10 protein-coding genes and 1 pseudogene are annotated in these 25,467 nt (G+C 68.8%); 8 read left to right on the forward strand and 3 right to left on the reverse strand.

Annotated elements, in window-relative coordinates; translation table 11 throughout:
• Positions 1-11: 11 nt before the first annotated feature.
• Genes AB4850_RS22555 through tssC form a run of 3 tightly spaced genes read right to left on the reverse strand, consistent with a single transcriptional unit; the run spans position 12 to position 3,162 of the window.
• Positions 12-383: a GPW/gp25 family protein gene (locus AB4850_RS22555; RefSeq protein ID WP_414445200.1), complete on the reverse strand. Its 372-nt coding sequence runs from the start codon at positions 381-383 to the stop codon at positions 12-14.
• 22 nt (positions 384-405) lie between these two features.
• Positions 406-963 carry an Hcp family type VI secretion system effector gene (locus AB4850_RS22560; RefSeq protein WP_414445201.1) on the reverse strand — a complete coding sequence of 186 codons (558 nt, stop codon included), beginning with the start codon at positions 961-963 and terminating at the stop codon, positions 406-408.
• Positions 964-993: 30 nt separating this feature from the next.
• A complete protein-coding gene (gene tssC / locus AB4850_RS22565) occupies positions 994-3,162 on the reverse strand; it encodes a type VI secretion system contractile sheath large subunit (RefSeq protein WP_414445202.1) in 2,169 nt (722 codons plus the stop codon).
• Positions 3,163-3,646: 484 nt separating this feature from the next.
• Between tssC and AB4850_RS22570 the strand changes: the two genes are divergently transcribed.
• The 8 genes and pseudogenes from AB4850_RS22570 to AB4850_RS22605 all read left to right on the forward strand — a co-directional run.
• Entirely contained in the window at positions 3,647-4,621 is a 975-nt protein-coding gene (locus AB4850_RS22570) for a hypothetical protein (RefSeq protein ID WP_414445203.1), read from the forward strand.
• Positions 4,622-5,527: 906 nt separating this feature from the next.
• Positions 5,528-5,719, forward strand: coding sequence for an MbtH family protein (locus AB4850_RS22575; RefSeq protein WP_414445204.1), 192 nt, complete (start codon positions 5,528-5,530; stop codon positions 5,717-5,719).
• Positions 5,720-5,988: 269 nt separating this feature from the next.
• Positions 5,989-7,131, forward strand: a complete 1,143-nt coding sequence (locus AB4850_RS22580) for an efflux RND transporter periplasmic adaptor subunit (protein ID WP_414445205.1) — start codon at positions 5,989-5,991, stop codon at positions 7,129-7,131.
• Positions 7,128-9,125, forward strand: a complete 1,998-nt coding sequence (locus tag AB4850_RS22585) for a MacB family efflux pump subunit (protein WP_414445206.1) — start codon at positions 7,128-7,130, stop codon at positions 9,123-9,125. The genes AB4850_RS22580 and AB4850_RS22585 overlap by 4 nt, the downstream gene beginning before the upstream one ends.
• Before the next feature lie 8 nt (positions 9,126-9,133).
• Entirely contained in the window at positions 9,134-10,672 is a 1,539-nt protein-coding gene (locus tag AB4850_RS22590) for an efflux transporter outer membrane subunit (protein WP_414445207.1), read from the forward strand.
• A 9-nt stretch (positions 10,673-10,681) separates the two neighbouring features.
• Positions 10,682-12,283: an MBL fold metallo-hydrolase gene (locus AB4850_RS22595; RefSeq protein ID WP_414445208.1), complete on the forward strand. Its 1,602-nt coding sequence runs from the start codon at positions 10,682-10,684 to the stop codon at positions 12,281-12,283.
• Positions 12,284-12,357: 74 nt separating this feature from the next.
• Entirely contained in the window at positions 12,358-13,623 is a 1,266-nt protein-coding gene (locus AB4850_RS22600; RefSeq protein WP_414445209.1) for a Zn-dependent hydrolase, read from the forward strand.
• Between the two features lie 153 nt (positions 13,624-13,776).
• Positions 13,777-25,458 (forward strand): annotated as a pseudogene (locus AB4850_RS22605) (amino acid adenylation domain-containing protein); the annotation flags it as partial.
• Positions 25,459-25,467: the final 9 nt, after the last annotated feature.

Raw genomic sequence — 25,467 nt, forward strand, 5'->3', positions numbered from 1 at the left:
GACCTCGGGGCTCAGTGGGAGGGCAACTCGAAATGGAACACGTCGGTGCCGTTGCCGTCATCGAGCGAACCATAGATCGCGAGCCGGTACGGGCCGAGCGGCTGCCCGACCGACTCGATCTTCACGCGCGGCGCGAGCAGCCGCGGCTCGTGGCGGGCGATCAGCAGCGCCAGCCGCTGCGCATAGCGTTCGAGCTGCGGCTTGCTGTACATCTCCAGCTCGACCGCGCTCGGCATGCCGAAGCCGAGCAGATCCACGCCCGCGCCGGTGCTGCGCGCGCTGACGATGCGCTGGATCTGCGCGGCGACCGCCTCGCGCAAGTCGAACGGCCGGGAGCCGTCGAAGGCGGGCGCTTGCGCGAGGCGTTCGAGCAGGAACGGCATGGCGTGCTCCGGCTGCGGCGGATCAGAGGTTCGACGAGAACTTGCCGGCGATCGGCATGTTCTTCGCGATACTCCAGCCCGCCGTCTTCACGCCCTTGGTGGACATGTCGTTCATCTGCTGCGTGTAGGTCCAGATGACTTCCGTGAAGTTGAGCTTGAACTGCTCGGTCGGCATGTCGTCCGGATGCGTCTGCAGCTGGATCTCGCTGATGATGGCGTCCTTCAGCTCGATCTTCATGATGTTGGTGGTCTTGCCGCCCGATTCGCGCGCGATGTAGATCGTGCTCGGCTTGTCCGCGCCCTTGCCGAGCGTGGTGGCGCCCAGGCAGTACTCGTAGAGCTTGACCGAGGTCTGGTCCACGTACTTCACGAGCGTGAACTCGGTGATGATCGGCCGGCCCGAGGTGCGCGCGTTGTTGCTGACGTCGGTGGTGATCTGCTGCTTCATGCCCTGGTGCAGCGAGACGATTTCGATGCAGAGGCCGGAGGGGCCGTCCGCGGCCCAGGCCGAGTTGTCGACCTGGCTGCCGTCGTCGTTCATGATGCTTTGATCGCCCGGCTGGAAAAGAATCAGATCCATGATGGTTCCTGGAATGGAAGAGGTCGCGTATTACTTCGGCAGGTTGGCCACGAGGCGGATCGAGGTGGTCAGTTCCTCGAGCTGGAAGTGCGGCTTGAGGAACACCGTGGCGCGGTACGCGCCGGGCTCGCCCGGCACTTCGGTCACCACCACGCGCGCCTCGCGCAGCGGATAGCCGGCCTTGGCGTCCTGCGGCGCGTTGTCGTCGAGCAGCACGTAGTTCGAGATCCACGCGTTGAGGAAATCTTCCACGTTGCCGCGCGTCATGAAGCTGCCGATCTTCTCGCGCATGATCACCTTGATGTAATGCGCGAAACGCGAGGCGGCGAGCATGTACGGCAACATCGCCGAGATGCGCGCGTTGGCGTTGGCCGAATCGGAGAAGTACTTCTTCGGCTGATTGGTGGTCTGGCCGCCGAAGAACGCCGCCTTGCCGGTGCCCTTGCAGTGGCAGAGCGAGATGAAGCCGAGGTCGTTCAGTTCCTTCTCGCGACGGTCGGTGATCGAGATTTCGGTGGGACACAGCAATTCCACGCTGCCGTGCGCCGACGTGTAGGTGTAGCTCGGCAGGTTGTCCACCAGGCCGCCGCCTTCCACGCCGCGAATCGCCGCCGTCCAGCTGTACAGCGAGAACGCGTTGGTGATGCGCTGGGCCAGCAGGTAGGCCGGGTTGCCCCACAGGAAGTGGTCCGGCGCCGGATCGGGGTAGCTCAGGACATCGCCCGCGTCGGAAATCAAGGCCGTTTCGGCACCCGAACCAATGCGCTCGTCGAAATTGATGCCGTCGCACGGCACCGTGTTGCGCTTGTCCGGCGAGCCGTACGGCAGGCGCAGCAGCGCGCGCGGCAGGGCCAGCGTCACGTAGCGCGCGTCTTCCGTTTCGCGGAACGCCTGCCATTGCAGCGAATCCTGGCCTTCGAAGATCTTCGCTAGGTCGCGCGGCTTGTCGAGCTTGTCGAAGCCGTCCAGGCCGAACAGCGCGGGCGAGGCCTGCGCGATGAACGGCGCATGGGCCGCCGCCGCCACTTCCGACATCTTCGAGATGAAATCGATGTCGTTCGAGGTGTGGTCGATCGCGTAGTCGCCCACCAGCAGGCTGTACGGATTGCCGCCGAAGGTGCCGTACTCGGCCTCGTAGATCATCTTGAACAGCGCGCTCTGGTCGAACTCCACCGCCTTCATCATGTCCTGGCGCAGTTCGTCCTTGGTGGCGTTGAACACGCGCAGCTTCAGCATGGTGCTGGTCTCGGTGTTCATGACCAGGTAGTTCAGGCCGCGCCAGGTCGCTTCCATCTTCTTGAAGCTGTCGCTGTGCATGACGCCCGACAGCGCGATGCTCAGTTTCTCGTCGATCAGCGCCACCAGTTCGTCGATCACGGCGATCGCGCCGCGTGCGCTGGCGGTGTTGATGGCTTGCGTGGCGGCCTTGTCGGTCGCGACGAAATACAGGTTCAGCTGGTCGGCGAAGGCCTGCACCAGCGGCTTGATCTGATCGGCCTGCACGCCCGGCACGGCGGCGATGGTGGCTTGCGCGGCGGCCACGGCGTCGGCCGAGAGGGCCGGTGCGGGCGCGGCCGGCTTGGGCGGCACCACGGGCGGGGTGGGCTCGACCGGCGCGGCGGGATTGGCGGGATTGGCCGGATCGACGGGCGTGGCCGGGTCGACAGCCGGGGCCGGAGCCGGATCCTTGGCAGGGTCCGCGGCAGGCGCGGGCGCCGTGCCCTGCGACAGCTTGCCGATCAGGGTGTCGAGCGCCGCGCCGAGCGCATCGTTGGTTTCCGCGCGGGCCTGCAGATCGCGGATCTGCGTGCGCGAATCGTAGAGCTTGCTCAACGACGGCAGCGCCTTGACGATCGGCATCGGCTCGAACGCGTCGATGGTCTTGAACGTCAGTTCGAAATCGTCGCCGAGCAGCCCCTTCAGTTCGGCGTCGGCGTTCTTCGCCGCCGTCAACGTGACGCGCGGCAGGATCTGCTCCATCACGTTGTTGAAGTTGTCGCGGTCGATCTCGACCATCGAACGCTGCTTGATGGGCGGCGTCGCGTCGTCGGTGGCGCGGTCGCCCTTCAGGTCGGCGAGCACGCCGACGATGAACGGCAGTTCCTTCTTCTCGATCGCGCCGCCCGTTTCCACGTCGTACGTGATTCGGACCCGTGGAGGGCGGACTCGCAACAGCTTTTTCTGAATGCTTTCACTCATGATCTCACCTCGCGTTATTGACTTTGTTGAAGCAGCCGGTTCGTTCGTCGATGAGCAAGCTCGGCGCGCCGACGTTGCCAGCTACGGCAACACGGCCGGGGCCTCGGAATGGCGGACGCTGTACTGCTATCGATAAGGTCTTCACGACGGCGCGGAAAAACCGGCCGAGGGTGAACGCTTCGCGGCAACAATCTTGCAATCGGCGTGCCAGGCATGTGCGCGGCCGGCAACGCGATGATTTGAAATGGGAAATGACACCAGGCGCGGATCGGTGTTGGGTGCATGCGCACCCAATGCTCGCGGCCCGATTCGGCTTGCCGGTGCGTGCCGCGAGCCGGCCCGCATGGCGTTCCGGCCGGTGGGTGGAAGCTCGCCCAGGTGGGTATCGGCGGACTAGGCGGCCCATCAACTCAGGACTGAAAAACATCGTGCGGGGTTCGATACGTCGAGGTACATTGCCGGTCGCCGATACCAGGGGATCGTCATGCAATCGAATCGCAAGACCGATGTGGGGAAAACCGAACGCAAAAATACCAAGATGCCGGAGTCCGGCGGCGGGACGCCGCGCTTCAACCCCGCGCCGGCTTCAGCTTCGACACCGGCGTCGGCGCCGCCACCGCGGACTGCACCGCGTGGCACGCCGGCAACGCTCATCGTCTGGGGCAAGTCGCCGGCAGGGGGCGCGTTGGCCTCGTCATCGCTTGGCGCATCGGCATCAGCGAGCGGTGAGGCCACGCCGAGTGCGAAGCCGGCGCTATCGGCACAAATCCCCTACGGAACCTCGAGCGCGGCACGAAAAGTGGCGGTGGGTTCCGATGTGCTGTCGGCGCAGTTGCCGCATTCGGCGGCCCCCGCGCCCGCCAAGCCGCCCGCGTCGGCCTCGAGTAGTGGCGCCTCACGCGCCGCCGTGGGTCACATGGGAATCGATCGCAGGGCCGCGGACGATGCGCTCTATGGTTCGGATGACGAACAATTCGATCAACGGCAGCGGGTTGCCACGTTGACGGGTGAACTGGCCAAACGAAAAGCCGACGCGGTCAAACATGGGAGTGCCGACCTCACGCAAAATAAATATTGGAACAATGCGTTCGGTCACGCCAAGGCAATTCGAACCGTGGAAAGTTCGCTGGCGTCGGCCACGAGCCGCGTGGCCGGCACGGGCGGTGTGCAGCACTCCGAGGAGTTCGAGCAGCAACGCACCTTCCGGTTGCTCGATCGCCCGGCGCAGCCGAGCGATAAGCACATCCAGGAGCGCGACGCGATACGCAATGCGGGCGGTTCGCCGTTTGATGCGCCGCCATCGGCGAGCCGGCCGGGCGCCCACGCGCCGATCCCGTCTCGCAAGTCGCCCGCCGCGCCGGCGGCCGCGTCCTCGACGCCCGCTGCAGCCTTGTCCTCGCCGCCCGTACGCGGTGGCGCGCATGCGGCGCCGCCCAGCCCGCGCAAGGAAGGCGAGTGACGGTGGGCGACGGGGTGTGAATCGGCGGGTGTGACCGGGAGCGCGCCGGGCACGCCCCAATTGATCTGGAGTGCAAAGGAATAGGGCGGATAACGAAGCAACCAGCGACAATCCGAAGCCATCATCGCGCGGTCAGCGCAGCCGCACCCACGTATACCCGACACGCTTCAACGCATCTCCCCACTCGTGCTGCGACTGCGTCGCGCACCGACCGGTAAGTCTCCCATCTCCCATGCGCGTGCCAACCCGCAACCGCTAACTCGCGGGAAGTCCACCCGTCGTGCTTCATGCGACAGGATTTCGTCAAAAAGCGGCATGGATTAAAAAATCAGTCGTATAACTTGAGGAAAAAATGAGAATTGAACGCCAATCCGGCGATATTCATTGCGTTCCCATTTTGATCTCGGTTATTGCATGTTTTTTTGAAACTCCGATACAGGGTTATCCCGATTGCATGCCTTCCATCCCTTGTCGGATAAGGCCAAACCATTGATTGCCGAAGCTTATTAGAAAATTTTCGTTGCAATGCCACGAGAAAAACATTTAGGCAATTTAGTGTTGCTTCGCATCAATTGGGATGTTGTTGACATTGCAAAATTTGAAACTTAGACTTCTGCTCACCTTGAGAGAAGTTGCTCACCTGAGGATTCGAATCCCCGCTCCGTAAGGATAACGTAGGGTTTTCGGGGCCAACGAACCGGTGAGCGGTTTGCGAGAATGCGCGGCGTCCGAACGCTGGCGCACCACGGCGCCAAGCCGTCGAATGGTAAAAATCAAAATGCCGGAGACAGCCGCCAGGCTTAATTCTTCGTTATACGAACTAATACGCGAAGCCTCACGTATCCGCGGAATTTCTATCCGCTCCATGTTCCATGTTCTTTCGCAGGGTGATCAGCTATGAGCGAGATGTCCGAAGAAATTTACACCGTGGTCGTCAATCACGAGGAACAGTACTCGATCTGGCCTGAGTACAAGGACGTGCCGGCCGGTTGGAAAGCGGTCGGCAAGGTCGGCCCGAAGCAAGCGTGCCTCGATTACATCAACGAGGTCTGGACCGACATGCGTCCCCTCAGCCTGCGTCGACAAATGGACGCGTGAGCCTCGCGGCCCAGGCCGCGCCCTGCATCACGCATCACGCACCCTGCCATGTGGTGACCCGCTTGCCGCCCCGATCGTCGTGATCGGGGTGGGGGCCGCGCTCATGCCTGGTCGGCCCGAAGTCAGCGATTCCGGCGTGTCCCGCATCGATCCCGGTGCGGCGCCGCCGTGGCCGTCGCACGTGCCGTGCCTGGCCTTTCATCAGGGGTTTCATGTCCAACCCGGTTCAGTTCGCTCGACGCAGGCCGTTATTGGCAGCGTGCGCCGTCATGGTGATCGTGGGGCTCGCGGTGATCGTCTGGCTGTTCGCCATTCGGCCCGAGCCGCCGCAATACCTGACGGCGACCGTCACGCGTGGCGATCTGGACGAGAACGTGCTCGCCACCGGGACGATCCACCCCTCGCAACAGGTCTCGATCGGCGCGCAGGTCAACGGCCAGATCCAGTCGATTCCGGTCAAGCTAGGCGATCGCGTCAGGCGCGGCCAACTGCTCGCGACCATCGATCCGCAACTGGAACAGAACGCGCTGCGCAGCGCGCAGGCCTCGCTCGACAGCGCCCGCGCGCAGCGCGATTCGAAGCGGGCGTTGCTCACGCAATACCTGCACGAACTCGACCGCCAGGCCTTCATGCTCCAGCACGACGCCAGCTCGCGCGCGAACTACGAAGTGGCGCAGGGCAACGTGGACACCACGCGGGCCGATCTCGCGTCGCTGAACGCGCAGATTCTGGTGTCGTCGGTGGCGGTCGACAACGCGCGCACCCAGCTTTCCTACACGCACATCACCGCGCCGATGGACGGCGAGATCATCGCGATGGTCGCGCAGCCGGGGCAGACGGTGGTGGCCGCGCAGATCGTGCCGGTGCTGATGATTCTCGCCAACCTGGACACCGTGACGGTGCGCGCGAAGATCTCGGAAGCCGACGTGGTGCGCGTGAAGCCGGGCATGCCGGTGCACTTCACGATCCTCGGCGATCCCGACCGCCAATACGACAGCCGCCTGCGCGCCGTCGAGCCGGCGCCCGAATCGATCGTCGCGCAGGCCATGCAGCCCTATCAGAGCACGCAGTCGCAAGCGCCCGCCGCGATCTACTACAACGGGCTGTTCGATGTCGCGAACCCGCAGCGCACGCTGCGCGCGTCGATGACGGCGCAGGTGTCGTTCGTGCTCGGCCACGCCGCCAATGCGCTGATCCTGCCGCGCGCCGCGCTCGGCAAGCGGCTCGGCGCGCAGCGCTACGAGGTGCGCGTGCTCGCGGGCGAGGCGGCGCAGGCGCGCGAGATCCGCGTCGGCCTGATGAACGACACGGACGTGCAGGTGCTGTCCGGGCTGGCCGCGGGCGAGCATGTGATCGTCGGCACCTCGCTCGATCAGGCCTTGAAGGCGGCGGCGCAGGGGAACGGCGCGTGATCGGCGACCACGACACGCCGCCGCTGCTCGATCTGGAGAAGGTCGAGCGCCGCTTCGCGGTGGGCGACACCGAGGTCGCGATCCTCAAGCAGATCGACTTGCAGATCCGGCGCGGCGAACTGGTGGCGATCACCGGGCAGTCGGGCTCGGGCAAGTCGACGCTGATGAACATCCTCGGTTGTCTCGATCGCCCGAGCGCGGGCCGCTACCGGATCGCCGGCGAGGACGTGCGCGCGCTCGACGGCGACCAGCTCGCGCGCCTGCGCCGCGAACATTTCGGCTTCGTGTTCCAGCGCTATCACCTGCTGCCGCACCTGAGCGCGGAAGACAACGTGCAGATCCCGGCGGTGTACGCCGGCACCGCGAAGCCGGCGCGCCGCGAGCGCGCGCAGGCGCTGCTCGCGCGGCTCGGCATCGGCGCGCGCGCGAGCCACCGCCCGACCACCTTGTCGGGCGGCGAGCAGCAGCGCGTGAGCATCGCGCGTGCGCTGGTCAACGGCGGCGAGGTGATCCTCGCCGACGAGCCGACCGGCGCGCTCGATTCGCACAGCGGCCGCGAGGTGATGCGCATCCTGCTGGAGCTGAACGCGCTCGGCCACACCGTGATCCTCGTCACGCACGATCACCAGATCGCCGCGCATGCGCGCCGCATCATCGAGATCAACGACGGCCGGATCGTCGCGGATCGCCCGAACGACGCGGTGGTGGCCGTGCCGCCGGCCGGCGCGGCCGATGCGCTCGCGGGCGGCGTTGGCGGCACGGGCAGCACGCGTGGCCGCCGCGCGGATGCCACCAGCGCCGCCAGCCTCGGCGCCGCGTTCAAGATCGCGTGGATCGCGATGGTCACGCATCGCTTGCGCACGCTGTTGACGATGCTCGGCATCGTGATCGGCATCGCCGCGGTGGTGACCGTGGTCGCGCTCGGCGAGGGCGCGCAGCGCAGCGTGATCGCCTCGATCGAGGCGATCGGCACCAACACGGTGGACGTGAACCCGGGGCGCGACTGGGGCGACGAAAACGCCGGCGCGATCCACACGTTGGGGCCGGGCGACGTGGCCGTGCTGCGCGCGCAGTTCTACGTGGACAGCGTGACGCCGCTGGTGCTGTCGAGCCAGACGCTGCAACGCGGCAACGTCAAGGCGCACACCTCGGTGCGCGGCGTGGGCGCCGAGTATTTCCGGGTGCACGGCACCCGCTTCGCGGCCGGCCAGCCGTTCGACGCGGCGCAGGCGCTGCGCCGCGCGCAGGTCGTGGTGATCGACGACAACACGCGCCAGCGGCTGTTTCGCGGTTGGGAGCAGCCGATCGGCCAGATCATCCTGGTCGGCTCGCTGCCGTGCACCGTGATCGGCGTGACCGCGCGCAACGACGGCCTGTTCGGTTCGAGCCCGGACCTGCAGGTGTTCATTCCGGACACCACGGCCGTCGATCGCCTGACCGGCCAGTCGTGGTTCAACGGCATCACGGCGCGGATTCGCGACGGCGTGCCGAACCGCATCGCGGAACAGAACATCAAGACGCTGATCGCCGGCCGCCACTTGACGCAGGACTTCTTCACGAGTTCGAGCGACAGCATCATGCAGACGGTCGAGGACACCACCCACACGCTGACGCTGCTGATCATGTGCGTGGCCGTGATCTCGCTGCTGGTGGGCGGCATCGGCGTGATGAACATCATGCTGGTGTCGGTCACCGAGCGCATGCACGAAATCGGCATCCGCATGGCGGTGGGCGCGCGGCAGTCGGACATCATGCAGCAGTTCCTGATCGAAGCGGTGCTGATCTGCGTGGCCGGCGGCGTGCTGGGCGTGCTGCTCGCGTTCGCCGTGAGCGGCGTGTTCTCGCTGTTCGTGAAGGTGATCGTGCTGCGCTTCTCGGTGCTGTCGATGGCGGTGGCCTGCGCGTGCTCGACGCTGATCGGCGTGGCGTTCGGTTTCTGGCCCGCGCGCAACGCGTCGCGGCTCGATCCCATCGATGCGCTGGCGCGCGAATGAGGCACGCCATGAATCCGCTCGCGTCCTTCCGTTTCCGATCCCGTTTCTGTTCCCGATCGCGCCGCGCGTTGCTGGCGGGCGCGATGCTGGCGGCCTGCGGGCTGGCCGGCTGCGGCGCGCTGACCAAGAGCGAATACCAACGCACCCAACTCGACGTGCCCACCCAATGGGACAGCAACACGCTGCCGCTGACCGGCACGGCGTTCGCGCAGGCGGACCCATGGTGGCGCCGCTTCGGCGACCCGCAACTCGACGACCTGATCGAGCGCGCGCTGCGCACCAACAACACGCTCGCCGCGGCGGCCCTCAAGCTCTACAGCGCGCGGCTGCAGGCCGGCCTCACGGATACCAACCTCACGCCCACCCTGGCGGTGAGCGGCAGCGGCAGCTCGGCGCGCAACCTGACGCGCGGCGGCGGCTCCGTGCGCTCGTACACCACCAGCAGCACGGTCAGCTACGAGCTGGATTTCTGGGGGCACCTGGCCCGGCAGCGCGACGCCAGCAACTTCGAGGCGGTGGCCACCGAGTACGACCGCCGCAGCGCCGCGCTCACGCTGGTCAGCCAGACGGCCAGCGCCTATTGGCAGATCGGCGAGCTCAAGAGCATCGGCGCGACCGTGCGCGAGGCGATCGAAACAGCCCAGCGCACGCTGCGCTTCGTGCATATCCAGCACGTGGCCGGCGAGGCGAGCGACTACGAGGAATCGCAGGCCCTGAGCACGCTGAAGACGCTGGAAGGCCAGCAGACCGAGGTGAACGCGCAGCTCGAAGCGCAGCGCAATACGCTCGCGATCCTGTTCGACCAGTCGCCCGAGCACCGCGAACCCGAGCCGGACAGCCTGCCGATCCGCCCGATGCCGGCCGTGCCGCCGGTGGTGCCGGCCGATCTGCTCGGGCGCCGGCCCGACCTGCAGGCCGCCGAGGCGCGCCTGCGCGAATCGCTTGCGCAGGCGGACGTGCAGCGCCTGTCGTTCTATCCGACCTTCTCGCTGTTCGGCTCGGTCACCAGCGGCAGCGCCACCGAAACCACGCTGTCCAACATCCTGAAGGACCCGATCGGCACGCTCGGCGCGACGCTGTCGCTGCCGTTCCTGCAATGGAACACCGCCAGCCTGACCATCAAATCGTCGAAGGCCACCTACGACACGGCGGTCGTCACGTTTCGCCAGACCTTCTATCAGGCGCTGGCCGACACGCGTTCGGCGTGGGCCGCGTGCGTGCAATCGGATCGCGAGGTCAAGGCGCTGTCGGAGGCGGTCACCGCCGCCCGGCGCGCCGAAGCGCTGGCCGAGATCCGCTACCGGGCCGGCAACACCACGCTGACCGACTGGCTGACCCTGCAGCAGACGCGCCAGCAGGCCGACGTGCAACTGGAGGAAGCCGTGTATGCGCAATACGCCAACGCGCTGACCTTGTATCTGGCGCTGGGGGGTGACCCCGCCGCGCAGGACGTCGCGCCGCCCGATGTGCGGCAGGCCGCGCCCGGGCCGACCGAAGCACCGTATCCGCAAGCGCCCTCGGGCCGGAACCTCGAACAGTCCTCATGAGAACCCGCCATGCGATTCCAATCTGACGCCCCCGTTTTCCTGAAGCCGTCCATCAAGATGGAGCTGCTGCTCGATCGCTGGCTGGCCTGGCCGCACCTGGTGCCGCCGGTGCAGTACGCGATGAACCTCGCGTTCCGCTACCTGCCGGCGATGCAGTCGTTCGTCGGCAATCCGAAGATGCATGTGGCCGCGTCGAGCGATCCGGCCATGTTCGGCGGCCCGTTCATGGATCTGCCCGAAGCGGCCGCGCCCGAGATCGCGCGGGTGCTGGAGGAGACCAAGGCCCGCTCGGCGGACCTGATCCGCTTCGCGAACGATTTCAAGGCGTTCGACCGCCTGTTGCAGGAAGAGGCGAGCGGCTATTCGCTGGACGGCCTGTACGAGAAGCTGCCGGCCTCGCTCGCGGGCCTGACCGAACTGGTGTACGACCAGAACAACCAGCCCGCGATCCGCATCATCGAGGAACTGGTGGAGCGCACCGGCCTCACCAACCGCGCGAGCCAGGAGCTGCTGCTGACCACGGTGGCCGACGCCGACCGCAAGTTCTTCATGAACACGCCGCGCGTGAGCGGCCCGGGCAACGTGTTCGCGCGCGTGCCGTTCGCCTCGCCGCTGCTCGACCGGCTTGCGTCGATGCGCACCCAGGCCGCGCCGTTCGGCGAACTGGCCGCGCTGTTCGATGCGGCCACGCTGGAGCGCGCCGATTTCCTCGACATGTTCACCACCACGCCGCCCGCGCGCAAGCAACCCGATTACCACGGCGAGGCGGTGCGGGTGCGGCACTTCGGCCACGCCTGCGTGCTGATTCAATCGGCCGACGTGACGATCCTGATCGATCCGATGTTCACCTGGGATGCCTCGACGGAAGACGGCCGCTTCACGTACGCCGATCTGCCGGACCGCATCGATTACCTCGTGATCTCGCACTGCCACCAGGACCATTTCTCGCCCGAGGCGCTGGTGCAACTGCGCCACAAGGTCGGCCAGGCGATCGTGCCGCGCAATCGCACCGGCAGCCTGGCCGATCCGTCGATGGAGCTGGCGCTGCGCAGCCTGGGCTACACCGACGTGCGCACGGTGGGCGCGTTCGATGCCGTGCCGGTGCCGGGCGGCGAGATCCTGAGCCTGCCGTTTACCGGCGAGCACGCCGATCTCGACATCTACAGCAAGCAGACGCTGCTGGTGCGCGTGAACGAGCGGCGCTTCTTCTTCCTGGTCGATTCGGACGCGATCAACCCGGCGCTGTACCGCCTGGTGCGCGACACGGCCGGCCGGCCCGACGCGGTGTTCGTCGGCATGGAGTGCAACGGCGCGCCCCTGAGCTGGCTGTACGCGCCGCTGATGACCCGGCCGCTCGCCCGCCGCGACGACGAGTCGAGGCGGCTCTCCGCGTCGAATTCGGCGCGGGCGTGGAAGCTGCTGTCCGACCTCGGCAGCCGCACCGCGTTCATCTACGCGATGGGGCAGGAGCCGTGGCTGCGCTACGTGATGGGCGCCGAATACGCGCCCGACAGCATCCAGGCCACCCAGATCGCCGATTTCTTCGCGCGTTGCCGCGAGGCGGACATCACGTTCGAGCACCTGCATATCGGCAAGGAAATGCTGTTCTGAGCGACGCATCGGGTTCCACGTGGATCCAGACGCTGCACCGGGCCTGCTGCCCGTCCATATCGAGGAGATTTCAGATGTCCGAACTGACCAACATCGAGCTGAGTTCGACCACCTGCGTCAACGGCAAGCGTCTGTGGGACAGCCTGATGGAGCTGGCGAAGATCGGTGCGACGCCAAAGGGCGGGGTATGCCGGCTCACGCTGACCGATCTCGACCGGCAGGCGCGCGACCTGATCATCGGCTGGGCCAAGGCGGCCGGCTGCACGGTGTCGATCGACACGATGGGCAACGTGTTCATGCGCCGCAAGGGCCGCAACGATGCGCTGTCGCCGGTCATGACCGGCTCGCATACCGATTCGCAGCCGACTGGCGGCCGGTTCGACGGCATCTACGGCGTGCTCGGCGGCCTGGAGGTGCTGCGCGCGCTGAACGATCTCGGCATCGAGACCGAGCGCCCCGTCGAACTGGTGATCTGGACCAACGAGGAAGGCTCGCGCTTCGCGCCCGGCATGATCGGCTCCGGCGTGTTCGCGGGCCGCTACACGCTGGAGCACGGGCTGGGGCTGCGCGACGTGGACGGCAAGACGATCGGCGAGGAATTGCGCCGCATCGGCTACGCGGGCGACGTGCCGTGCGGCGGCCGCCCGGTGCACGCCGCGTTCGAGCTGCATATCGAGCAGGGGCCGATTCTCGAAACGGAAGGGCATGCGATCGGCGTCGTGACCGACGCGCAGGGGCAGCGCTGGTACGAGGTGCTGCTGACCGGCCAGGATTCGCATGCGGGCACCACGCCGATGCCGCGCCGGCGCGATGCGCTGCTCGGCGCGTCGCGCGTGGTGCAGCTCGTCAACGAGATCGGCCTGCGCCACGCGCCGCTCGCCTGCGCGACGGTCGGCATGATGCAGGTGCGCCCGAACTCGCGCAACGTGATCCCGGGCCAGGTGTTCTTCACCGTGGATTTCCGCCATCCGCAGGATGCCGTGCTGGCGCGCATGCACGCCGAGCTGCTGGAAGGCGTCGCGCGGCTCGCCGAGGACGCCGGGCTCGATGCCCGCGTCGATCCGATCTTCTATTACGCGCCGGTGCCGTTCGACGCCACCTGCGTGCAGTCGGTGCGGGCCGCCGCGCAGCGCTTCGGCTATTCGCATCGCGACATCGTGTCGGGCGGCGGCCACGACGCCTGCTACCTGTCGCAGGTCGCGCCGGCCTCGATGGTGTTCGTGCCGTGCATCGGCGGCATCAGCCACAACGAGATCGAGGATGCCAGGCCGGAATGGATCGAGGCCGGCGCCAACGTGCTGCTGCACGCGGTGATCGATCGCGCGTCCGAGCCGGATTGAACGGCGGCGGCGCAGCGCCGCCACACCGTGCCCATGCCGGCGCTTGCGCCGGGGTTTCCAGAACACAGCCGTGGTTGGGGGAGAGCGATGAACAGTGCAACTGGCCCGCAAGGCGAACGCGTATTGCCCGGCGAGCAGTTGGTCGCCTTGCTGATGCATCGCGCCGACGTGCAGCCCGACGCCTGCCTCTACACCTTCCTCGCGCCGGAAGGCGGCGCGGACGAATCCATCACGCACCGCGAGCTGGATCAGCGCGCGCGCCGCATCGCCTGCCTGCTGACGGCGCGCGGCGTGCCGCAGGCGCACCCGGTGCTGCTGCTGTTCCATCCCGGCATCGATTACATCTGCGCGTTCTTCGGCTGCCTGTATGCCGGCGCGATTCCGGTGCCGGCGTACCCGCCCACCCATGCGCGGCAGATCGGACGCCTGCAGGCGATCGTCGACGACGCGGCCGGCCGTTTCGCGCTGACCGGCCGGGCCGAGTTCGGGCAGATCGCGGCGATGGGCGAGCGCGGCACGCCGCTGTCGGTCGAGCAGTGGCTGCTGATCGAAGACGCGCCCGCCAGCGCCGACGGCTGGCGCGCGCCCGCGCTCGACGGTGCGGACATCGCGTTCCTGCAATACACCTCGGGCTCCACCGGCTCGCCGAAGGGCGTGATGGTGAGCCACGCCAACGTGCTGTGGAACCTGCGGCTGATCACCGGCTTCCTGTCGGCCGGCGCCGACGACGTGCTGGTGTTCTGGCTGCCGCCGTATCACGACTTCGGCCTGATCGGCGGCGTGCTCGGGCCGCTCGTGATGGGCTGCCGCGCCGTGCTGATGCGGCCCGCGTCGTTCCTGCTGAACCCGCTGCGCTGGCTGAAGACGATCGCGGCGTTTCGCGCCACGCTGACCGGCGCGCCGAATTTCGCCTACGACCTGTGCGTGCGCGCGATGGCGGGCCAGGATCTGTCCGGGCTCGACCTGAGCAGCCTGCGGATCGCGTTCAACGGCGCGGAGCCGATTCGTCAGGAGACCTTGACGCGTTTCACGCAGGCATTCGCGCCGTACGGCTTCCGGCCGGAAAGCTGGCTCGCCGCGTACGGGCTGGCCGAATCGACGCTGATGGTGTCGGGCCGCTGGGGCGTCACCGCCGGGGGCACGCCCGAGGCGCTGCCGTTCGAGAAGGCCGCGCTCGCGCAGGGCCGCGCCGTGCCGGCCACGCCGGACAGCGCCGTGGAAAGCCGCGTGCTCGTCAATACCGGCGTGCTGCTGCCGCAACACGAGGTGGCGATCGTCTCGCCCGAGACCGGCGCGCGATGCGCCGCCGGCGAGATCGGTGAAATCTGGGTGCATGGGCCGTGCGTGGCGCAGGGCTACTGGCGGCGCGAGGCGGCCACGCGGGACGCGTTCCACGCGCGGCCGGCCGGCGAGGCCACGTCGCCGGACTGCATGCGCACCGGCGATCTCGGTTTCGTGCGCGATGGCCAGTTGTATATCTGCGGGCGCGAGAAGGACCTGATCATCGTGCAAGGCCAGAACGTCTATCCGCAGGATATCGAGCTGGCCGCGTTTTCGAGCCATCCCACGCTGCGCCGCGACGGCGCGGTGGCGTTCTCCGTCGAGGCGGACGAGGGCGAGCGTCTGGTAATCGTGCAGGAACTCGATTTCGGCCAGCCGGTGGACCCGCTCGCCGTGCAGGCGATCGTGCCGGCCGTGATGGCGGCCACCGGCCACGCGCCCGACGTGGTGGTGCTGGTGAAGGCCGGGCGCATTCCGCGCACGTCGAGCGGCAAGGTGCGGCGGCGTCAATGCCGCGACGATCTGCTCGGGGGTGAGCTGCAGGTGGTGCATCGGTGGGAGCGGCCGCGCGGGAACGCGCGGGCGGGTGGGGTGGTGGGGCTGGGCTCGGGGGTGGCCGATGTTGCGGCGGCGTCGGTTGGTTCGGTTGCATCGATTGGTTCGGCGGCGGCGGGTGCATCGGCGACATCGGTTGGTTCGGCGGCGTCGGGTGCATCTGCGACATCGGTTGGTTCGGCGGTATCGGGTGCGTCGGCGGAATCGGGTGGATCAGCGCCGTCGATTACATCGGACGCGTCGACCGCATCGGTTGGCTCGGCTGCTTCGGTTGCATCCTCCGCTTCGCCTGCACCAGCACGATCCGCAGCCGACATTGAGGCGTGGCTCTGCGCGCAGATCGCCGAGCGCGTCGGCATCGAGGCCGCGCTCATCGAGCCCGAGCAGCCGTTCGCGATGGTCGGCCTGAGCTCGGTGGTGGCCGTGCAGCTTGCCGCCGCGCTCGGCGAGTGGTTGCAGATGCCGCTCACGCCGGTGGTGTTCTGGGATTACCCCACGCCCGCGCAGTTGGCCCGCCATCTGGCCTCCGCAGGCGCGAACGCGCCGATCACCAAAGTCCAAACCGAAACCAACACCCAAGCCGCCGCGCACGATGCCGAGCCGATCGCCGTGATCGGCATCGGCTGCCGCTTCCCCGGCGCGAGCGATACGCAAGCGTTCTGGCAACTGATCGACGCGGGGCACGACGGCATCCGCGAGATTCCCGCCGCGCGCCTCGCCGCGCGCACCTTCGACCTGAAGCCCGACCATCTCGCGCCGACCCGCTGGGGCGGCTTTCTCGACGAGGTCGATCGCTTCGACGCGTCGTTCTTCGGCATTTCGCCGCTCGAAGCGCAGCGCATGGACCCGCAGCAGCGCCTGCTGCTGGAAACGGCCTGGCACGCGTTCGAGGACGCCGGCATCGCGCCCGCCAGCGTGGCCGGCACGCAAACCGGCGTGTTCGTGGGCATCTCGACGCACGACTACGACGGCTTTCAGGCACAGGACGGCGACGGCCTCAACGTCTATGCGGCAACCGGCAGCGCGGCGAGCATCGCGGCGAACCGGCTCTCGTATGTCCTCGATGCGAACGGCCCGAGCCTCGCGATCGACACCGCCTGCTCGTCGTCGCTGGTGGCGGTGCACCATGCCTGCGCGAGCCTGCGTCGCGGCGAATCCGTGCTGGCGCTGGCCGGCGGCGTGAACCTGATCCTGTCGTCCGATTCGGGCCGGCCGTTCGCGCAGGGCGGCATGCTGTCGCCCACCGGACACTGCCGCGCGTTCGACGCCGAGGCGAACGGCTACGTGCGCGGCGAAGGCTGCGGCGTGGTGGTGCTCAAGCGGCTGGCCGACGCGCTGCGCGACGGCGACCCGGTGCGCGCCGTGATCGCCGGCTCGGCGATGATGCAGGACGGCCGCAGCAACGGCCTGGTCGCCCCGAACGGGCAGGCGCAGGCGCGGCTGATCCGCCGCGCGTTCGACGCGGCGGGCGTCGCGCCGGCCCAGGTCGGCTACGTGGAGGCGCACGGCACCGGCACGGTGCTCGGCGACCCGATCGAACTGAATGCGCTGAAGGGCGTGTTCGGCAGCGCAAGCTGCCGGGTAGGCTCGGTCAAGTCGCAGATCGGGCATCTGGAGGCCGCGGCCGGCATCGCCGGGCTGATCAAGGCGGTGCTCGCGCTGGAGCACGGCCTGGTGCCGGCGCAGCGCCATTACCGTGCGCCGAATCCGCATTGCCCGCTCGATGGCACGGGCCTGTCGATTCCGACCGAACGTCAGACGTGGACGAGCGGGCCGGGCGAGCGCCGTCATGCCGGCGTCAGTTCGTTCGGCTTCGGCGGGACGCTGTGTCATGTGGTGCTGGCCGAGGCACCGGTGTTCGATCTCGCGGATGCCGGGGCCGATGCCGATGGCGCTGATGGCGCTGATGGCGAGCCGCAATTGCTGCTGCTGTCGGCCCACTCCGAGCCGGCGCTGGCGGCAGTCTCGGCGCGTCTCGGCGGCACGTTGCGCGAGTCGCCGCGGCACGCGCTGGCGGACGTCGCGCGCGGCCTGCGGCGGTCGCGTCAGGCGCTGAACTGGCGCCGCGCGCTGGTGTGCGCGGATCGCGAGCAGGCGATCGCCGCGCTCGAAGCACCGCTGCGCGACGCGCGGCAGGTGCGCGGCGGCGCCGCCCCGGTCGCGTTCCTGTTTCCCGGTCAGGGCGCGCAGCGCCTGCGCATGGGGCAGGCGCTGTACCGCTCGCACGCGGCGTTTCGCGCGCACGTCGAAGCCGGCGCGCAGCGCCTTCGCGAGATCACCGGCCTCGATCTCCTGAGCGCCCTGTATCCGCTCGATCCGGCCGGCGACGCCACTGCCACGGCCGCGCTGACGGCCACGGCGCTCGCGCAGCCGGCGCTGTTCGTGATCGAGCACGCGCTCGCCCGCACGCTGCTCGACGCGGGCGTGCAACCCGTGGCGATGCTCGGCCACAGCCTCGGCGAATACGTGGCCGCCACGCTGGCCGGCGTGTTCTCGCTCGACGACGCGCTCGGGCTGGTCGCGGCGCGCGGCGCGCTGATGCAGGCGCAGCCGGCCGGCGCGATGCTCGGCGTCGCGAGCGGCGAGGCCGCACTGCGGCCCTGGCTCGACGAACCGGTGTCGCTGGCCGCCGTCAATGCGCCCGAGCGCTGCGTGGTGGCGGGGCCGGAGGCGGCCGTCGCCGCGCTCGAACAGCGGCTCGGCGAGGCCGGCGTGTCGTGCCGCCGCCTGGCGGTGTCGCATGCGTTCCACTCCGCGATGATGGCCCCGGCCGCGCCGGCCTTCGCCGAACGGCTGGCGCGCGTCGCCTTGCACGCGCCCCGGCTGCCGTTCGTCTCGAACCTCACCGGCACGTGGATCACGGCGGCCGAGGCCACCGATCCCGCCTATTGGGTGCGCCATCTGCTCGAACCGGTGCGCTTCGCCGACGGTCTGGCCACGGTGCGGGCAAGCGGTGCGCGCCTCGTGCTCGAACTCGGCCCCGGCCAGACGCTGTGCTCGCTCGCACGCCTGCAGGCCACGGGCGACCAGGCCGCCTCGATGGAATGCTGGCCGGCACTCGACCGCGACGCCGCCGACGCGCAGTCCGGCGCAGCGTGGCTGCGCATGCTCGGCGCGCTGTGGACCTGGGGGCACCCGCTTGACGAATCGCTGTTCGGCGCGGCGCGCGGGCGCCGGGCGGCGCTGCCGGCCTATCCGTTTCAGGGCGAGCGGCACTGGGTGTCGCTGCCGGCCGCGTCCATCGTTCCCGTCGTTTCCGCTGTTTCCGCCGCCCCGGCCCTGCTGGCCGTTGCGTCCGCCGATGCGGCATACCTTTCCCCCCTTGCCGAGACGCCCATCATGACTTCCGGTACGCAGGCCCTCGCCGGGCGCAGGGACGAGATCGAAGGCGCGCTGCGCGCGCTGGTCGCCTCGTCGCTGCGCAGTCGCCCCGAACAGGTCGATCCGCATGCGCCGCTGCTCGAACTCGGCGCGGATTCGCTGGTGCTGGTCCAGGTGATCCGCACCATCGAGCAGCGCTACGGCGTCACGCTGTCGGTGCGGCAGTTGTTCGAGGAACTGACGACCATCGCGGCGATCGCCGGCTATTTGGCCGAGCACAGCGCACCGCCAGTGCAGGCGGTGCCGGTGGTACCGGTGGTGCTGGCGACGGCCGTTCCGGCGACGGGCGAGGCGGGCGGGCAACCGGTCGCGGCCTCGGCCGTGGCGACTCACGGCGCGCTGCCCGCTGCGGTGGCGGCCTCGGCTGCCTTGCTGCCGCCCGCCGAGGCCGTGGCGTCGGCGTCGGCGCTGGAGCGCGTGATCCGCGAGCAACTGTCGAGCTTCGAGCGCATGACGCAATCGCAGCTTGCCGCACTGAGCGGCGTGGGTGCGGGTGCAAGCCTTGCGCAGCCCGTGGCGCTGGTTGCGCCCGGGACGCAAACCGTGGCCGCCACCGCGCCCGTCGCGGCGCAGGCCTCCGTGGCAGCACAAGCCTCGGCCGCAGCGCAGGCTCCCGTTGCAGCGCAGACCTCTGCCGCACCACAAGCCCCCGTCGCAACGCAGACCTCCGCCGCCGCACAAGCCTCGTTTGCGGCGCACGCCTCGGTCGCACCGATACCGGCCGCCAATCGCCCGTTCGTGCCGTACCAACCGGCCGCCGTCACGCTCAAGAGCGACCTGAACGGCAATCTGACGCCGCGTCAGCGCGCGTTCCTCGACCGCTTCATCGATGCCTACATCGCCCGCACGCAAGGCTCGAAGGAGCGCGCGGCGCGGTCCCGCCCGGTGCTGGCCGACAACCGCGCGTCGGCCGGCTTCCGCTTCTCGGTGAAGGAGCTGCTGTATCCGATCGTCAGCGAGCGCTCGGACGGCGCCACCGTATGGGACGTCGACGGCAACGCCTACCTCGACCTGACGATGGGCTTCGGGGTGAATCTGTTCGGACACCGGCCCGACTTCATCGAGCGCGCCCTGGAGCAGCAATTGCGCACCGGCTTCGAACTCGGGCCGCAGGCCGTGCTGGCGGGCGAGGTGGCCGAGCTCGTGCACCGGCTCACCGGCATGGAGCGCGTGACGTTCACGAACTCGGGCACCGAGGCGGTGACGCTGTCGCTGCGTCTCGCGCGCACCGTCACGCGGCGCAACAAGATCGCGATCTTCGCCGGCTCGTTCCACGGCTGGGGCGACGATACGCTGGCCGAGGCCGACCCGCGCGGCGGCAGCGTGGCGCTCGCGCCCGGCGTCCAGCCCGGGGCCGCGGCCCACACGCTGGTGCTCGATTACGGCACCGACGCGGCGCTGGAGACGATCCGCCGGCACGCGGGCGAGCTGGCCGCGGTACTGGTGGAACCGATCCAGAGCCGCCGCCCGGATTTTCATCCGCGCGAATTCCTGCACGCGCTGCGGGCGCTGACGCGCGAGCACGGCATCGCGCTGATCTTCGACGAGATGATTTCCGGCTTCCGCCTGCATCCCGGCGGCGCGCAGGCGTGGTACGACGTGCGCGCGGACATCGTCACCTACGGCAAGGTGGTGGGCGGCGGCATGCCGGCCGGCATCGTGGCCGGGGCCGCGCAGTTCCTCGATGCGGTGGACGGCGGCCAGTGGCGCTACGGCGACCGCTCGTTCCCGCAGCACACCACCACCTTCTTCGCCGGCACGTTCTGCAAGCATCCGCTGATGCTGGCCGCCGCGCGCGCCGTGCTGCTCAAGCTGATCGACGCCGGCCCGGCGCTGCAGACGCAACTCAACGCGCGCACCGCGCAACTGGCCGCGCGGCTGAACCGGATCTTCACCGACGCGCAGGCGCCGATCCACGTCGTGCATGCCGGCTCGCTGTTCCGCTTCGTGGCGTCGCAGAACGTCGATCTTCTGTTCTATCAGTTGCTGTTTCGCGGCCTGTATATCTGGGAAGGCCGCAACATGTTCCTGTCCACCGCGCATACCGATGCCGACCTGGCGCGCGTGGAGGAGGCCGTGCGTCAAAGCGTACAGGCGCTGCGCGAGGGCGGGTTCCTTCCGGGCGCGACGCCGCCCGATGATCCCGGCGGCGCCGATGGCGGCGGCCCGGGCGAAAAGCGGGCCGTGCCCGAGGCCGCCGAGCCGGCCGTCATGGCGGCTGCCGCCACGGTGGCCACGGCATTCAGAAGCACGTCCGTCGTCGCGGCCCGGACTGGCGACGGTAACGCCGCGTCCGCCGAGCCAGTCGTAACGGCTGCCACCGCGTTCAGAAACACGTCCGCCATCGCGGCCCGAACCGGCGACAGCGACGCCGAGCCCGCCGTAACGTCCGCCGCCGCGTTCAGAAGCACGTCCCCCGTCGCGGCCCGAACCAACGCCGAAGAGACCGCGCCCGCCACGCACCTCGCGCCCATGCATTTCAGCCTGTCGTTCTTCGGCCACTACGACGCCGGCTACGACGCCGGCAAGTACGACCTGCTGATCGATGCCGCGCGCTACGCCGACACGCACGGCTTTCACGCGCTGTGGGTGCCCGAGCGGCATTTCCACGCGTTCGGCGGCCTGTCGCCGAACCCGGCCGTGCTGGCGGCGGCGCTGGCGCGCGAAACCACCTCGATCCGCTTGCGCGCCGGCAGCGTGGTGCTGCCGCTGCACCACCCGATGCGCGTGGCCGAGGAATGGTCGGTGGTCGACAACCTCTCGAACGGGCGCGTGGGCATCGCCTGCGCATCGGGTTGGCATCCGAACGATTTCGTGTTCGCGCCCGAGGCGTTCGGGCAGCACCGCGAGCTGATGTTCGAGCGCCTGACACAGGTGAAATCGCTCTGGCGCGGCGAGGCGATGCGCGCGCGCGACGGCTCGGGCAAGGACATCGACGTCTCGCTTTACCCGATGCCGCGCCAGGCCGACTTGCCGGTGTGGATCACCATCGTCAACAACGCGGACACCTATCGCCGCGCCGGCGAGGCCGGCGCGGGCGTGCTGACCAACCTGATGGGGCAGAGCATCGACGAGCTGCGCGAGAACCTGCGCATCTACCGCGACGCCCTGCGGCAACACGGCCACGACGCGAGCGCGGGCCACGTGACCGTGCTGCTGCATACCTTCGTCGGCGACGATCTGGCGGCGGCGCGCGAGGCCGCGCGCCAGCCGTTCATCCGCTACCTCGAAACCTCGATCGGGCTGTTCCAGAACATGGCCCGCAGCCTCGGCATGAACATCGACGTGCAGTCGCTGAGCGCGGAAGATCGCGGCTATCTGCTCGATGTCGCCTACGACCGCTACGTGAAGTCGAGCGCGCTGATCGGCACGCCCGAAAGCTGCGAGCCGATCGTGGCGCGCCTGCGCGAGATCGGCGTCGATGAAATCGGCTGCTTCGTCGATTTCGGCGTGGCGGCGGATGCGGTGATGGCGGCCATGCCGCATCTGGACGCGCTGCGGCAGCGTTGCGCGGTGGCCGACGCGACGCCTGCCGGCGCGACGGAAAGCTTTCCGCTCAGCGAGGCCCAGCAGGGGATCTGGTTCGAATGCCAGCTCGATCGCGAGACGGCGCTCGGCTACCACGCCGTCACGGTGCTGCGCCTGAGCGGCGCGCCCGACGTGGCGGCCCTGCGCGACGCGCTGGCCACGCTGGTGGCGCGCCACGCGGCGCTGCGCACCGTGTTCGACGCCGACGGCGCGCGCCAGCACACGCTCGCCTCGGCGCCGGTCGAGCTGGGGCACGTGACGCTCGCAGATTCGGGCGACGGCGTGGAAGCCGCCGCCGAGCGCTGGCTGCGCGAGAACAATCATCGGCGTCTCGATCCGGTCAACGGCCCGCTGATGCGTTGCGACCTGCTGACGCTCGGCCCGTTCGAGCACCGGCTCGTGCTGACGTTTCACCATCTCGTGATGGATGGCCTGTCGCAGGAGGTGCTGTTGCAGGAGCTGGCCGAGTGCTACGGCGCGCGCCGCGAGGGGCGCGCTGCCGTGCTGCCCGCTGCCGTGCCGTTTTCGGCCTACGTGGCCGAGCACCGGGCGTATGCGCGCAGCGCGCAGTTCGCGCTCGACGAGGCGTATTGGCTCGGCCGCTTCGCCGGCGAATTGCCGCCGGCGCTGCTGCCGCCCGGCACCGGGCCGATGCCCGCGCGGCCGGGCAGCCGCGCCGCCGTGCACACGGTGCATCTCGACGGCGAACGCTACGCGCGGCTCGTCGCGGCCAGCCGCCGCCTCGGCGCCACGATGACGATGACGGTCGGCGCGTGCCTCGCGGTGCTGCTGCATCGCCTGACCGGCCAGCCCGACCTCGTGATCGGCATGCCGATGATCGCCGGGCGTCCCGAGATCGGCGACGCGCACCTCGTCGGCTATGCGTTGAACCTGGTGCCGGTGCGTTTCGAATGGCGCGGGCAGCCCGATTTCGCGCAGTATCTGGCGGGCGTCAAGCGGCAGTTGATCGACGCCTACGAGCACTCGCGCTATCCGTTCGGGCAGTTGCTGCGCAAGCTCGGCCTGCGCTACGAATCGCGCCGGCGCGCGCTGGCGCCCGTCATGTTCAACCTGAACCGGTCGCTGGCGGCCCCCGAACTCGAGGGGCTGGACAGCGAACTCCTGAGCGGGCCGGTGGATTTCAGCGCGCACGAACTGATGATCGACGCGATCCAGTTGCCGGAGCGCCTGGAACTGCGCATCCAGTACGGCGTGGACCTGTTCGTCGCGCAGGACATCGCGCGGATGGCCGAGCGTTTCGTGCGGCTTCTGGAGGCCGTGGCGGACGATCCGGCCGTGCGTATCGGGGCCTTGCCGATGCTGGCGGACAGCGAGCGGCGGCAGGTCCTGCACGACTGGAACGACACGGCGATGGCTTACGCGCCGTCGCTTGGCGTGCACGGGGCGTTCGAGGCGCAGGTGGCGCGCACGCCCGAGGCGGTCGCTGTGCGGTTCGAGGATCAGGCGTTGACGTATGCGCAACTCGATGCGCGGGCGAATCGGCTGGCGCATCGGCTGGTCGCGCTTGGCGTGGGTCGCGAGGTCGTCGTTGGCGTGTGCCTGCATCGCGGCATCGATCTGCTGGCCGCGTTGCTGGCCGTGATGAAAGCGGGTGGGGCGTACCTGCCTTTGGACCCGGCGTTCCCGGCCGAGCGGCTGGCGATGATGCTCGACGATGCGCAACCGGCACTGGTGCTGACGCATGACGGCTTGCTGGCTGATCACGACAAGCGGCTCGATCTGGGCGAATGGCCGGAGCAATCCGAGCAATTCGACAACGCGCGGCTTGATAGCGGCGGCAGCGAACTGGCTTACGTGCTGTACACGTCCGGTTCGACGGGCCGCCCGAAAGGCGTGCAGGTCACGCAGCAAAACGTGATGAACCTGCTGGCGTCGATGCAGCGCGATCTGCCATTGCAGGCGCACGGCCGGCTGTTGAGCGTGACGACGCTGTCGTTCGACATCGCGGCGCTGGAACTGTATCTGCCGCTGATCAGTGGCGCATGCGTGGTGATTGCGTCGCGGGAGACGGCGCAGGAACCGTCGCGTCTGGCGTGGGAGATCGAATCGCAGCGCATCACCGCGATGCAGGCCACGCCATCCACCTGGCGCATGCTGGCCGATCACGGATGGCAGCCGAAGCCGGGTTTCATGGTGTTGAGCGGCGGTGAAGCGCTGCCGCGCGATCTGGCGGAATCCTTGCTGCAAACGGTGCCGTCGCTGGTCAATCTGTACGGACCGACGGAAACCACGATCTGGTCGACGTTCTCACGTTTGGCGCACAGCGAGGCAGGGACGCGCATCGACATCGGGCGGCCGATCGCCAACACGCAGGTTCACGTCCTCGATGACGCGCTGGAACTCGTGCCGGCCGGCGTCGCCGGGGAGCTATTCATCGCGGGCGACGGCGTGGCGCGCGGTTATCGAAGCCGCCCGGACCTGACGGCCGAACGCTTCGTACCGAACCCGTATGGCGCGCCCGGCAGCCGCATGTACCGCACCGGCGATCGCGTGCGCTGGCTGCCGCACGGCGAGCTGGACTATCTCGGCCGGATCGACCAGCAGGTCAAGCTGCGCGGCTTCCGCATCGAGTTGGGCGAGATCGAAGCCGCGCTGCGCGCGCAGCCCGAAGTGCGCGACGCGGCGGTGACGATCCGCGAGGATCAACCGGGCCAACCGCGCCTGGTGGCCTATGCCGTGGCAACGCACGGCCACCAGCCGACGAGCGTGCAGGCACTGCGCCAGGCGCTGTCGAAGACGCTGCCGGACTACATGATCCCGTCGCAACTTGTATGGCTGGACGCCTTGCCGCTGACGCCGAACGGCAAGCTCGACCGCCGCGCGTTGCCCGCACCGGATGCGCCGCACAGCGAAACCGAATACGTCGCCCCGCGCACGGACACCGAGCAGGCCTTGAGCGCGATCTGGCAGGACATCCTCAAGATCGACCGCGCGGGCCTTCACGACAACTTCTTCGACCTCGGCGGCCAGTCGCTGCTGGCCGTGCAACTGGCGTCACGCATCCGCAGCCGGTTGGGCGTGGAAATCCCGTTGTCCGAACTGTTTGCCCACCCGACGCTGGGCCGGTTCGCGCAAGCG

This window comes from Burkholderia sp. 22PA0106 (assembly GCF_047497155.1).
In the GTDB taxonomy this organism is placed as follows: domain Bacteria; phylum Pseudomonadota; class Gammaproteobacteria; order Burkholderiales; family Burkholderiaceae; genus Burkholderia.

Coding starts and splice junctions, on each gene's coding strand:
- AB4850_RS22555 (WP_414445200.1), bottom strand. CDS start 383: ATGCCGTTCCTGCTCGAACGCCTCGCGCAAGCGCCCGCCTTCGACGGC.
- AB4850_RS22595 (WP_414445208.1), top strand. CDS start 10,682: ATGCGATTCCAATCTGACGCCCCCGTTTTCCTGAAGCCGTCCATCAAG.
- AB4850_RS22580 (WP_414445205.1), top strand. CDS start 5,989: ATGGTGATCGTGGGGCTCGCGGTGATCGTCTGGCTGTTCGCCATTCGG.
- AB4850_RS22590 (WP_414445207.1), top strand. CDS start 9,134: ATGAATCCGCTCGCGTCCTTCCGTTTCCGATCCCGTTTCTGTTCCCGA.
- AB4850_RS22560 (WP_414445201.1), bottom strand. CDS start 963: ATGGATCTGATTCTTTTCCAGCCGGGCGATCAAAGCATCATGAACGAC.
- tssC (WP_414445202.1), bottom strand. CDS start 3,162: ATGAGTGAAAGCATTCAGAAAAAGCTGTTGCGAGTCCGCCCTCCACGG.
- AB4850_RS22600 (WP_414445209.1), top strand. CDS start 12,358: ATGTCCGAACTGACCAACATCGAGCTGAGTTCGACCACCTGCGTCAAC.
- AB4850_RS22575 (WP_414445204.1), top strand. CDS start 5,528: ATGTCCGAAGAAATTTACACCGTGGTCGTCAATCACGAGGAACAGTAC.
- AB4850_RS22570 (WP_414445203.1), top strand. CDS start 3,647: ATGCAATCGAATCGCAAGACCGATGTGGGGAAAACCGAACGCAAAAAT.